Below are 12,059 nucleotides of genomic sequence, written 5' to 3' on the forward strand. Positions count from 1 at the left end.
TGAATTCTGAATTTATTTAATATCTTTCGATATTGAATTGACTGTGCCGAAGCAACTTATAAATAAGTTACTTCTGTTGGTCACTCAGTTTCAATTGAGACTCTAAATTTTTTGCCTTGCTTAGCGAACTAAGCTTGGCTGTTAGAACTCAATCTGTACGAGTGCCCACACAGATGATTGCTTTATATTGTTAAAGAACGTTGCGATTAAAGTTAAACTTTATCTCGCTAGGGCTGCGCATATTACGCTTTCCTATTTTTTTGTCAACACTTAATTTTAAACTTTATTAAAAATCTAAACTTAAGTTTTACTCGACTAACTGATTAACTCTTGCAGCTTAAGCGTTGCTGTCTGCCGTCTCAGTGGGGTCGCATTATAGGGAGATCCAAAAACAGATCAACCTTTTTTTGAAGAAAACTTAAAATAAAACACTGTTCGCTGAGTATTTAAGCTAAACGCTCAAAAACAACACTAAACTAGACTGTTTTTAACTATATAAGTGCAAGTTAAATGAAGAAACCCAGATTCAATCTTTAATCGAAAAAACGATCCACTACTGAAATGATCAATATTTTGATCAAATGACCTAAGTTTATAATCTTTACCTATGTATATTGTTAATAACTTATGAGGGTCAAACACTGACAGTCGCAGTTATCACGCATTTAAATCATAGGTAAAAGTAGACTCTATAGATTTATACAGCTACATATTCAGTAGCAAGATAACTTTCAAAGCTATAAATGTTATTACCGACCATGAAATTTAAATTAACAAGCTAGTTGAATAACAAATGGTTATTAAGGGAAGTAGATTCTAGTGACGCTTAGTGGGCTTACAAAGATGTTGGTTTGATAATGGTATAGTTGAAATGTTGCGCTATATACAGGGATACTGATAGCGATATTATTTTTTGCCAAATTTTAGATATTAAAAAGCCGAGCTTATGCTCGGCTTTTTGGTGTCTTTAAGACTTACTCAGCAGACTGCGCGTCTTCTTGAACTTCTTCGTTCGCAGATGTGCGACCTACTAGTTCAATATAAGCCATTGGTGCATTGTCACCAGCACGGAAGCCACACTTAATAATACGAGTGTAACCACCTGGACGGTCTGTATTGCGAGGACCGATTTCACTGAACAACTTACCAACTACTTCTTTATCACGCGTGCGAGCAAACGCTAAACGGCGATTTGCTACACTGTCAGTCTTAGCCAGTGTGATTAAAGGTTCAATTACACGACGTAACTCTTTCGCTTTTGGCAAAGTAGTTTTGATGATTTCATGTTTCACCAAAGAACCTGCCATATTGCTGAACATCGCTTTACGATGGCTGCTGTTACGGTTTAATTGACGACCACTCTTACGATGGCGCATGACCCTATCCTTCTAACTAAACTAATATAGTGATTTAGATTATTCAGCTAGGCTTGCAGGTGGCCAATTTTCTAGGCGCATACCTAGAGATAGACCACGTGAAGCTAGCACGTCTTTAATTTCAGTCAGAGACTTCTTGCCTAAGTTAGGCGTTTTAAGAAGCTCGACTTCTGTGCGCTGAACTAAATCACCGATATATTGAATTTGCTCGGCTTTCAAACAGTTTGCTGAACGCACTGTTAGTTCAAGATCATCAACTGGACGAAGTAGAATAGGATCGAATTCTGGCTTCTCTTCTTTCTCTTCTGGCTCAGTAACATCACGTAAGTCTACGAATGCTTCTAGCTGCTCAGCTAAGATAGTTGACGCACGGCGGATCGCTTCTTCTGGATCTATAGTGCCGTTTGTTTCCATATCAATGATTAACTTGTCTAAGTCTGTACGTTGTTCAACACGTGCTGATTCAACCGAGTACGCAATACGTTCAACTGGGCTAAATGATGCATCAAGCAACAATCTACCAATTGGACGCTCATCGTCATCAGAGGATAAACGGCTAGATGCCGGCACATACCCACGACCACGTTCAACACGAATTCGCATGCTGATCGCACTATTATCTGCCGTTAAATGACAAATAATATGATCTGGGTTGGCAATGGTTACATCGCCGTCGTGCTGAATATCAGCCGCAGTCACAGGGCCTACACCAGACTTAGTCAGGGTAAGAAAAACTTCATCTTTACCTTCCAAAGTAACTGCTAGACCTTTAAGATTTAACAGAATTTCAATGATGTCTTCTTGTACGCCTTCTTTCGCGCTGTATTCGTGCAACACACCGTCGATTTCAACTTCGGTTACTGCACATCCTGGCATTGACGAAAGAAGTATACGGCGTAAGGCATTCCCAAGAGTATGACCGAAGCCACGCTCTAATGGCTCTAAAACTACTTTAGAACGAGTTGGGTTAATAGCGTCGATATCGACTAACCTTGGTTTTAGAAATTCTGTAACAGAACCCTGCATTTTATCCTCTCTTAACTCTTAACTTTACTTAGAGTAAAGTTCGACGATTAGTTGTTCATTGATGTCCGCAGACAGGTCTGAACGCTCTGGTAGGCGTTTGAAATTACCTTCCATTTTCTTACCGTCAACTTCAACCCAAGTCGGTTTTTCACGTTGCTCGGCTAGTTCTAGAGCAGCGATGATACGAGCTTGTGTCTTAGACTTTTCACGGATAACTACTACATCTTCTGGAGTAATTACGAATGAAGGAATGTTCACTACACGACCATTAACTAAAACCGCTTTGTGGCTTACTAACTGACGTGCTTCAGCACGTGTGCTTGCAAAACCCATGCGGTATACAACATTGTCTAAACGTTGCTCTAAAAGCTGTAACAAGTTTTCACCTGTGTTGCCCTTAAGGCGAGCAGCTTCTTTGTAGTAGTTACGGAATTGCTTTTCTAATACACCGTAGATACGACGTACTTTTTGCTTTTCACGTAATTGTAAACCGTAATCAGATAAGCGACCTTTACGAGCGCCGTGCTGACCAGGTGCAGTCTCAAGTTTACACTTAGAGTCGATAGCTCTTACGCCGCTCTTAAGGAACAGGTCAGTACCTTCACGACGACTCAGCTTGAGCTTAGGGCCCAAATATCTTGCCATGTTATTTCTCCTAACCTATTGTTAAACGCGACGTTTCTTCGGTGGACGACAACCATTGTGTGGTATTGGCGTCACGTCAGTAATGTTGGTGATACGGTAACCAGCAGCATTCAAAGCACGTACAGCAGATTCACGACCTGGACCTGGACCTTTGATGAAAACTTCTAGATTTTTTAAACCGTATTCTTGAGCAGCAGTACCTGCACGCTCTGCAGCAACCTGAGCAGCGAATGGTGTAGATTTACGTGAACCACGGAAACCTGAACCACCGGCAGTAGCCCATGATAGTGCATTACCTTGACGGTCGGTAATTGTAACAATAGTGTTGTTGAAAGAAGCATGAACATGAGCCATACCATCAGCAACTTGCTTTTTAACCTTTTTACGACGAATTGGTGTCTTAGCCATAATACTATCCCCTTATCGCTTAATAGGCTTACGAGGACCCTTACGGGTACGCGCGTTAGTCTTTGTTCTTTGACCACGTAGTGGTAAAGAGCGACGGTGACGTAGGCCACGGTAACAACCAAGGTCCATAAGGCGCTTGATATTCAAAGTAACTTCACGACGAAGATCACCTTCTACAGTGTACTTGCCAACTGCTTCACGCAATACGTCAAGTGTTTCGTCTGAAAGTTCACCGATTTTTGTGGTTTCGGCGATACCAGTCGCTACTAAGATAGCCTTAGAGCGAGTCTTACCTATGCCATAAATAGCTGTTAAACCAATAACTGCATGTTTATGATCAGGGACGTTAATGCCAGCGATACGGGCCACTAACACATCTCCTATATTTGAATTCGGTTATCATCTGTTTGAAGAGCCCGTAAGGATACTCAAACGAAGACCAAATCACAACTGAAAACACAGGCCGAGAAACCTCAGCCTGCACGACTTATAAATTAACCTTGCCTTTGCTTATGCTTAGGCTCACTGCAAATTACACGTACAACACCGGCACGTTTAATAACTTTACAGTTACGGCATATTTTCTTAACGGAAGCACGTACTTTCATTGCTCAACTCCGTAAACTGACCTTATCGACCGTAGCCTTTAAGGTTCGCTTTTTTCAGCACAGAATCATATTGATGAGACATCATATGAGTCTGTACTTGTGCCATAAAGTCCATGATCACAACAACGATAATCAAAATTGATGTACCGCCGAAGTAGAATGGCGTTTGCCATGCCATGGTCATGAATTCGGGCACCAGACAGATAAAGGTTATATACAAAGCACCTGCCAATGTCAGGCGTGTCATCACTTTATCAATGTATTTCGATGTCTGCTCGCCTGGACGAATACCTGGGATAAATGCGCCAGATTTTTTCAGGTTATCTGCTGTTTCACGTGGGTTAAAAACCAACGCTGTGTAGAAAAAGCAGAAGAAGATAATAGCCGCAGCTAAAACTATTGCATACAAAGGCTGACCTGGAGTCAACGTTGTAGCAATCGCTTGTAGCACATCAGCGACAGGACCTTCACCCTGGCCGAACCAGCTGGCAATAGTACCAGGGAACAGAATTATACTGCTAGCAAAGATTGGTGGAATAACACCCGCCATGTTTACTTTTAGTGGTAAATGCGTGCTTTGGGCAGCAAATACTTGACGACCTTGTTGGCGCTTTGCGTAGTTAACGACGATACGACGTTGTCCACGTTCAAAGAACACTACAAGATAAGTAACAGCGAATACGATTACCGCAATCAATAACAGTGCTAAAACATGTAAATCACCTTGGCGCGCCATTTCGGCTGTCGAACCAATAGCAGACGGCAGGTTAGCTACAATACCAACAAATATTAGAACTGAGATACCGTTACCGATACCACGTTCAGTTATTTGCTCGCCCAACCACATCAGGAACATAGTACCAGTTACTAAACTCACCACTGCGGTGAAGTAGAAACCGAGACCTGGGTTAACAACTAACCCGTCCATCATACCCGGTAAGCTTGTGGCAATACCGATCGATTGGATAGTAGCAAGCAAGAGCGTGCCGTAGCGTGTGTACTGGCTAATTTTCTTACGACCTTGTTCACCTTCTTTCTTAAGCTCTATAAACGGAGGATACATATGCGTTAATAGTTGCGTAATAATTGAAGCTGTGATGTAAGGCATTATACCCAGTGCTAACACCGAAGCGCGCTCAAGCGCACCACCGCTGAACATGTTGAACATTTCAACAATGGTGCCCTTTTGTTGCTCGAAGAAATCGGCAAGTACAGCGGCGTCAATCCCAGGGATTGGCACAAATGAACCTAGACGGTAAATAATGATAGCGCCCAATACGAATAGTAATCGACGTTTCAATTCCGAAAGCCCACTTTGTGCACTTTGTGTATCTTGACCTGGTTTAGCCATTAGTACTTCCTTAGTCTTCTACCTTGCCTCCGGCGGCTTCGATAGCTTCGCGAGCACCTTTAGAGGCTTTAAGGCCTTTAACGGTAACAGCGCGTGAAACTTCGCCAGATTTAACAACTTTAACGAACAGAACGTTCTTTTTAACTAGACCAGCTGCCTGTAGCGTACCTAGGTCTACCACATCGCCTTCAACTTTAGCGATCTCGTATAGGTTTATTTCTGCAGATACTAAAGATTTGCGAGAAGTGAAACCAAACTTAGGTAGACGACGTTGCATAGGCATTTGACCGCCTTCAAAACCAACGCGTACTTTACCGCCAGAACGTGACTTTTGACCTTTGTGACCACGGCCACCAGTCTTACCTAGACCAGAACCGATACCACGACCAACACGTTTACCAGCAGATTTAGAACCTGCAGCAGGAGAAAGTGTATTCAAATGCATTCGAATTACCCCTCAACCTTAACCATGTATGAAACTTGGTTGATCATACCACGTACACATGCTGTGTCTTCTAACTCAACAGTGTGATTGATACGACGTAAACCAAGACCGCGTAATGTAGCTTTATGTTTCGGTAAACGACCGATAGAGCTCTTTACTTGTGTTACTTTTACAGTTTTATTAGCCATGGTTTACCCCAGAATCTCGTCTACTCGAAGACCACGTTTTGCAGCGATCGACTGAGGAGAATTCATATTCTCAAGAGCTGAGATCGTTGCACGTACAACGTTGATCGGGTTAGTAGAACCGTAACATTTAGAAAGTACGTTCTGCACACCAGTAACTTCTAGTACTGCACGCATAGCACCACCTGCGATGATACCAGTACCTTCAGATGCTGGTTTCATAAACACAAGAGAGCCAGCATGACGTCCTTTAACAGGATGCTGTAATGTGTTGCCATTTAGGTCTACGTTGATCATGTTACGACGTGCTTTTTCCATTGCTTTTTGAATAGCAGCTGGAACTTCACGTGCTTTACCATAACCGAAACCTACTTTACCTGCGCCGTCACCAACTACAGTTAGTGCAGTGAAGCTAAAGATACGACCACCTTTAACTACTTTAGACACACGGTTCACCGCGATTAGCTTTTCAGCTAGATCAGGCTGTTGTTGCTTTGCTTCTACGTTAGCCATTGTCTACTCCTAGAATTGCAAACCGGCTTCACGCGCAGCATCTGCTAGCGCCTTCACACGGCCGTGATATTTAAAGCCACTGCGATCAAAAGCAATCTTTTCGATGCCTTTGTCAGCCGCACGTTCAGCAACCGCTTTACCAACTGCTTGCGCAGCTGCAACGTTGCCTGTGCCTTTAACTGTTTCGCTAATAGCTTTCTCAACAGTAGAAGCAGCAGCCAGTACATTACCCTCAGCGTTTACAACTTGAGCGTAAATGTGACGTGGCGTGCGGTGGATAACAAGACGCGTTGTGCCTTGTTCAATATAATTTCTACGAGTGCGTTTAGCACGACGTAGACGAGCTGTTTTTTTATCCATCGTCTTACCTTACTTCTTCTTAGCCTCTTTACGGCGTACATTCTCATCTGAATAACGAACACCTTTACCTTTATAAGGCTCAGGTTTACGGTATGCACGAATGTTAGCAGCTGTTTGACCAACTAACTGCTTATCTACGCCCTTAACTAGAACTTCTGTTTGGCTTGGAGTTTCAATCGTAATTCCTTCAGGAACTGCGAAATTAACTGGGTGTGAGAAACCAAGAGTTAAATCTAATGTTTTACCCTTAGCTGCAGCACGGTAACCAACGCCTACTAACTGAAGTTTCTTCTCGTAACCTTCATGCGTACCAACAATCATATTGTTGATTAGAGCGCGAGCAGTACCTGCTTGTGCCCATGCATTGGCTACGCCTTCACGAGGTAAAGTTGTAATAACGTTGTCGTTAAGTTGTACTTCAACTGCAGAGTTGATAGTACGCGTTAATTCGCCGTTTTTGCCTTTAACTGTGATGTCCTGGCCTTTTAATGTAACTTCTACACCGGCAGGAACATTAATTGGTGCCTTTGCTATGCGAGACATAGTTCCCCTCCGATTAAGCTACAAAACCAATGATTTCACCACCAACACCAGCACTACGTGCGGCGCGGTCTGTCATTAGGCCTTTAGAAGTTGATACGATAGCGATACCTAGACCACCCATTACCTTTGGTAATTCGTCACGTCTCTTATAGATACGCAAACCAGGGCGGCTAACACGCTGGATATTTTCAATAACAGCTTTGCCTTCGAAGTATTTCAACTCGATAGAAAGCTCAGGTTTAACATCACCGCTGATTGTGAAATCAACGATATAACCTTCATCTTTTAATACTTTAGCTAATGCTACTTTCAGCTTTGAATTAGGCATCGTTACAGATACTTTTTTCGCTGACTGACCGTTACGAATTCGTGTAAACAAATCCGCGATAGGATCTTGCAAGCTCATAGTCTTACTCCCGTGATTCTATTACCAGCTAGCCTTTTTAAGGCCAGGAATTTCACCGCGCATAGCTGCTTCGCGAACTTTGATACGGCTCATGCCGAATTTGCGAAGGTAACCATGTGGGCGGCCCGTAATGTTACAACGATTACGTTGACGTGCAGGGCTAGAATCACGTGGTAAAGCTTGTAGCTTAAGTACCGCGTCCCAACGATCATCGTCAGATGTTTTCACATCACTGATGATAGCTTTTAGTGCTGCGCGCTTTTCAGCGAACTGAGCAACTAATTTCGTGCGCTTTGCTTCGCGCGCTTTCATAGAATTCTTTGCCATAACCCTACCCTTATTTCTTGAATGGGAAGTTAAACGCTTCTAACAACGCACGGCCTTCCTCATCTGTTTTCGCAGATGTAGTGATTGTGATATCCATACCGCGTACGCGGTCTACTTTATCATAATCAATTTCTGGGAAGATGATTTGTTCACGTACGCCCATGCTGTAGTTACCACGTCCATCAAAAGACTTAGCACTTACACCACGGAAGTCACGGATACGTGGGATAGCGATTGAAACCAAACGCTCAAAAAAGTCCCACATACGCTCGCCGCGTAGGGTTACTTTACAACCAATTGGGTAGCCTTCACGTACTTTAAAGCCAGCAACAGATTTGCGTGCTTTAGTAATGAGTGGCTTCTGACCAGCGATTGCTTCTAGATCCGCAACAGCGTTGTCTAGAATTTTCTTGTCAGCTAGGGCTTCGCCCACGCCCATATTCAATGTGATCTTTTCGATCTGAGGGACTTGCATGACAGAGCTGAAACCAAACTTCTCTTGAAGTTCAGCAACTACTTTGTCTTTATATACTTCATGCAGTTTCGCCATCATTCTACTCCAACTATTAGATAGTTTTACCAGTAGATTTAAAGATACGTAATTTCTTACCATCTTCAATCTTGAAACCTACACGATCTGCTTTACTCGTTTCCGAGTTGAAGATCGCAACGTTTGATACGTCAATAGACGCTTCTTTCTCAACAATACCACCTGGCTGGTTCAATTGTGGAACCGGCTTTTGGTGCTTCTTGATTAAGTTAATGCCTTCGACAAATACTCGACCAGACTCGGTAACAACTGAAAGCACTTTGCCGCGCTTACCTTTGTCTTTACCTGCTAGAACGATTACTTCGTCATCACGACGGATTTTTGCTGCCATGATTGACTCCTTACAGTACTTCTGGGGCTAGTGAAACGATTTTCATGAACTTATCATTACGAAGTTCGCGAGTCACAGGGCCGAAAATACGTGTACCAATTGGCTGCAAGTTATCATTTAAGATAACAGCCGCATTGCTGTCAAAACGGATCAAAGAACCATCTGGACGACGAACGCCTTTCTTAGTACGCACAACTACCGCGTTTTTAACATCACCTTTCTTCACTTTACCGCGAGGAATCGCTTCTTTAACAGAAACTTTAATGATGTCACCAATCGCTGCATAACGACGGTGCGAACCGCCTAAGACTTTAATACACTGCACTTTGCGAGCGCCGCTGTTATCAGCAACTTCCAGCTGAGTTTGCATTTGGATCATGTTAATGACCTCCGGTGTAGTTATTACAACTGTCTTAAATTTGTTTAAAATCAAGACATTTAGGTTAAAAACCACTCAAAAAACAATCTAGTTGTCTCCCAAGGGCGGGCAATTGTATCAGCATTGCGGGGGTAGTGGTAGGTTATTTTTTAATTAATTTAGAATAACGAGGATGGTTGTTTTGTCGATGAAACATATTTTGCTATTTTAGCATTGATTATAAAACAATCAGGGCAATTTTATGCCCTGATTGTTTTATCACCGAATAAAATCGGCATTATTTGCCAAACAAACCTTTTAACTTATCTTTAATTTTATCTTTCGCTTTTTCTTTTACTTCATCTTCTGCCGCTTTGCTTACATCTAAGCTGATGCCAACATCATGAAATGGTCCTTTGATTCGTACTGGAATTTTAAAGCCGGTACTATCATCTTTGGTCCCCTGCCCTTCGAGTGAATCGACTATGCCTGTCACTAAGCGGTAGTTAACTGTCGTTGCGGGTAGATTAACATCCCCTTCACCACTAATACGTACTAATGGACTTAACAAACTCAGATCTGTGTTTTTACCTACGCCATTGGTAAAGTTAAAGCTACCCGTTAGCGCAGAGAAGTCAGTTTGCTGGGAATTATCAAAGCCAGTATCTAGCCCTTGTGATATTGCACCAAAGTTACCCTTAATTAGCTCTTTGCCTTTGCGAACCATTTCAGCAATGTTGGCGCCTTTTACTGCACCATCGGCAAATTCAAATGCTAGTTTACCCTGTAGGGCACTCATAAAGTCTTTTTGGCTCTGACCTGATGTTGCTAAGTCCCAATTGAGTGAGCCTTTGCCCATTAGCTTATCGAAGCCAGCGGCATCTGTCAGCAATGGTTGTGCGTCTATTTTATCTAACGAGAAGTTGGTGCTGATTTTGTAAGGAGCTTGTTTCGCATTAACTGTTACAGTGCCTTTACCATTACCTTCGTAGGCGGCAAACTTATCTAGGCTAATTTTCGCTACGCCTTTGTTAAGGTTTACAGTGAATTGATTAGCGCCAAGTTTGATTTCATTTGCTTTTAAGCCACTTGAACGGATCACCACATTCGCATCTAAGGCATTTAAGCCACTTAAATCCATTTTTGTGTCATCCCATACAATTGGTTTGGCTGGCTCGTCACTTTTAGGTTCTGGTTTCTCTGCTGGCGCTACCACCTCAGGTAAGTAAGGATTTAAGTCCAGCATACCTAAATCGATGTCAGCATTAACGGCTAAACGCTTACCTAAATTAAGCTCGCTTTTTCCTTTGATCTCTAATGCATCAAGAGTGGCGACTAATTCAGCTAGGTTGAACTTATCACCTTGCATACGCATTTTGCCACTAACACTAAATGCATTAAAGGCGCTTTCTTTAGCGTTCAGCTCGACTCCCTGCCATTTAGCAATGTCTTTTACTGAATCACCACTGAGCGCTAATTGACCTTGAATATCTTTACCTTGACCGGCTATTAAGCCTTTAAACTCAACATCAACTAACTTTGAAGTGACATCAGTTGTCACATTAAATGTATCACCTGCTATTGCTTTAGCTGGGTTATCAACTGTTACATCAAGCTCAAAGCGCTCTTGCATATAAGTGATCCCACCTTTGACTTCGAGTGATTTATGCAGTGAAGGCAGTAAGATAGCCAATTCTAAATCGCTAATTTGCTGTTTAGCTCCCGTTTGACCATCTAAATAAGTAAACGACCCACCATATATAGCCACTTCACCTAACTGAATATCAAAGTTTTCAGGTAGTTTGACTGCCTCACCTGCTTGAGTTTGCTGCTCAGGTTTCGCAGCTACTGCATCAAATAACTGCCAGTTAGCTTTACCATTTTTATCTGTTTCAAGCAGAATATTGGGTTCATTGATCACAAACTTTTCTAGTTTAAGTTCACCACCAAATAGCGAAAACCAAGGAATATGAACTGCAAGTTGCTGCATGCTTGCCATATCTGCACGTGAGCCAGTTTTCATATTGGCAAAATGCACATCTTCAAGTTCAAGCTTCAAAGAAGGAAAAACGGATAATGTTTTATCGCCTTTAATAGTTAAAGTACGCCCAGTGGTTTGCTCAACCTGCTCAGAGACTTTATTAAAAATGGCATCGGTTGGAATTAAAAACGGTGCAGCAATAATTAAAGCAACAAGCAATAATAATATGACACCAATAACTTTAAATAAGGTCTTCATGATGGTCCTTTCAAATGTGCAAATAATGTTCTTATCATAGCGGGAGTTAGCATTAAAATCATTGTGCAACGAAGAAAAATGCAATTTCCTGCATTCTACAGTGAATATATGAATTGTTACTGAAACATTTTGATACCTTTAGCTGCAAAACCATATAGCTGAATTTCGCAAAGCCGCGGGGCTTTCACAGCAAGAGCTAGCCGATGCTAGCGCCGTTTCACGCAAAACAATCAGCACGGTCGAAACATCACGCTTTACACCTTCAGTGATCATTGCATTGAAGATAGCTCGGCAGTTTGAAACTACTGTAGAGCAGTTATTTTCACTTGAATAAGCAGATTAAACCCTTTAAATGCAATCTTGTGCAGATTTAACTTATCAAGATTGC

The 12,059-nt window shown here is 42.2% G+C and carries 19 protein-coding genes; 1 reads left to right on the top strand and 18 read right to left on the bottom strand.

Annotation, left to right across the window (positions count from 1 at the left end; translation table 11 throughout):
* Positions 1-974: 974 nt before the first annotated feature.
* The 18 genes from rplQ to H5186_RS15280 form a co-directional block, all read right to left on the bottom strand.
* Entirely contained in the window at positions 975-1,376 is a 402-nt protein-coding gene (gene rplQ, locus H5186_RS15195) for a 50S ribosomal protein L17 (protein WP_016710207.1), read from the bottom strand.
* Positions 1,377-1,415: 39 nt separating this feature from the next.
* Entirely contained in the window at positions 1,416-2,402 is a 987-nt protein-coding gene (locus H5186_RS15200) for a DNA-directed RNA polymerase subunit alpha (RefSeq protein WP_145241913.1), read from the bottom strand.
* 24 nt (positions 2,403-2,426) lie between these two features.
* A complete protein-coding gene (rpsD, locus tag H5186_RS15205; protein ID WP_016710205.1) occupies positions 2,427-3,047 on the bottom strand; it encodes a 30S ribosomal protein S4 in 621 nt (206 codons plus the stop codon).
* A 21-nt stretch (positions 3,048-3,068) separates the two neighbouring features.
* A complete protein-coding gene (gene rpsK / locus H5186_RS15210; RefSeq protein WP_002959471.1) occupies positions 3,069-3,455 on the bottom strand; it encodes a 30S ribosomal protein S11 in 387 nt (128 codons plus the stop codon).
* A 12-nt stretch (positions 3,456-3,467) separates the two neighbouring features.
* The gene (gene rpsM, locus H5186_RS15215; protein ID WP_145241916.1) at positions 3,468-3,824 is read right to left on the bottom strand and encodes a 30S ribosomal protein S13; all 357 of its coding nucleotides are present in this window, start codon (positions 3,822-3,824) and stop codon (positions 3,468-3,470) included.
* A gap of 125 nt (positions 3,825-3,949) precedes the next feature.
* The gene (gene rpmJ / locus H5186_RS15220) at positions 3,950-4,063 is read right to left on the bottom strand and encodes a 50S ribosomal protein L36 (RefSeq protein ID WP_002959476.1); all 114 of its coding nucleotides are present in this window, start codon (positions 4,061-4,063) and stop codon (positions 3,950-3,952) included.
* A gap of 22 nt (positions 4,064-4,085) precedes the next feature.
* On the bottom strand, positions 4,086-5,414 hold the full coding sequence (gene secY, locus H5186_RS15225) for a preprotein translocase subunit SecY (RefSeq protein WP_145241918.1): 1,329 nt from the start codon (positions 5,412-5,414) through the stop codon (positions 4,086-4,088).
* A gap of 10 nt (positions 5,415-5,424) precedes the next feature.
* Complete coding sequence (rplO, locus tag H5186_RS15230; RefSeq protein WP_064668467.1) at positions 5,425-5,859, bottom strand: 50S ribosomal protein L15; 435 nt, start codon at positions 5,857-5,859, stop codon at positions 5,425-5,427.
* Between the two features lie 5 nt (positions 5,860-5,864).
* Positions 5,865-6,047, bottom strand: coding sequence for a 50S ribosomal protein L30 (gene rpmD / locus H5186_RS15235; protein ID WP_016710201.1), 183 nt, complete (start codon positions 6,045-6,047; stop codon positions 5,865-5,867).
* A gap of 3 nt (positions 6,048-6,050) precedes the next feature.
* Positions 6,051-6,557 (bottom strand): 30S ribosomal protein S5, encoded by a 507-nt coding sequence (gene rpsE, locus H5186_RS15240; RefSeq protein WP_002959485.1) that lies wholly within the window; start codon positions 6,555-6,557, stop codon positions 6,051-6,053.
* A 9-nt stretch (positions 6,558-6,566) separates the two neighbouring features.
* Complete coding sequence (rplR, locus tag H5186_RS15245) at positions 6,567-6,917, bottom strand: 50S ribosomal protein L18 (RefSeq protein ID WP_008115388.1); 351 nt, start codon at positions 6,915-6,917, stop codon at positions 6,567-6,569.
* Between the two features lie 9 nt (positions 6,918-6,926).
* Positions 6,927-7,460 carry a 50S ribosomal protein L6 gene (rplF, locus tag H5186_RS15250; RefSeq protein WP_145241920.1) on the bottom strand — a complete coding sequence of 178 codons (534 nt, stop codon included), beginning with the start codon at positions 7,458-7,460 and terminating at the stop codon, positions 6,927-6,929.
* Positions 7,461-7,473: 13 nt separating this feature from the next.
* On the bottom strand, positions 7,474-7,866 hold the full coding sequence (rpsH, locus tag H5186_RS15255) for a 30S ribosomal protein S8 (RefSeq protein ID WP_145241923.1): 393 nt from the start codon (positions 7,864-7,866) through the stop codon (positions 7,474-7,476).
* Positions 7,867-7,887: 21 nt separating this feature from the next.
* Positions 7,888-8,193: a 30S ribosomal protein S14 gene (gene rpsN / locus H5186_RS15260; RefSeq protein ID WP_058562128.1), complete on the bottom strand. Its 306-nt coding sequence runs from the start codon at positions 8,191-8,193 to the stop codon at positions 7,888-7,890.
* A gap of 10 nt (positions 8,194-8,203) precedes the next feature.
* Positions 8,204-8,743: a 50S ribosomal protein L5 gene (gene rplE / locus H5186_RS15265; protein WP_016710195.1), complete on the bottom strand. Its 540-nt coding sequence runs from the start codon at positions 8,741-8,743 to the stop codon at positions 8,204-8,206.
* Positions 8,744-8,759: 16 nt separating this feature from the next.
* Positions 8,760-9,074, bottom strand: coding sequence for a 50S ribosomal protein L24 (gene rplX, locus H5186_RS15270; RefSeq protein WP_016710194.1), 315 nt, complete (start codon positions 9,072-9,074; stop codon positions 8,760-8,762).
* 10 nt (positions 9,075-9,084) lie between these two features.
* Positions 9,085-9,453, bottom strand: coding sequence for a 50S ribosomal protein L14 (gene rplN, locus H5186_RS15275; protein ID WP_011329449.1), 369 nt, complete (start codon positions 9,451-9,453; stop codon positions 9,085-9,087).
* Positions 9,454-9,730: 277 nt separating this feature from the next.
* Complete coding sequence (locus H5186_RS15280; protein ID WP_182794638.1) at positions 9,731-11,671, bottom strand: AsmA family protein; 1,941 nt, start codon at positions 11,669-11,671, stop codon at positions 9,731-9,733.
* Positions 11,672-11,813: 142 nt separating this feature from the next.
* Here H5186_RS15280 and H5186_RS15285 point away from each other — a divergent pair, with 142 nt between their 5' ends.
* Positions 11,814-12,005, top strand: coding sequence for a helix-turn-helix transcriptional regulator (locus H5186_RS15285; RefSeq protein ID WP_182719227.1), 192 nt, complete (start codon positions 11,814-11,816; stop codon positions 12,003-12,005).
* Positions 12,006-12,059: the final 54 nt, after the last annotated feature.

This window comes from Pseudoalteromonas sp. SG41-2 (genome assembly GCF_014164535.1).
GTDB classification, from domain to species: Bacteria; Pseudomonadota; Gammaproteobacteria; order Enterobacterales; family Alteromonadaceae; genus Pseudoalteromonas; species Pseudoalteromonas rhizosphaerae.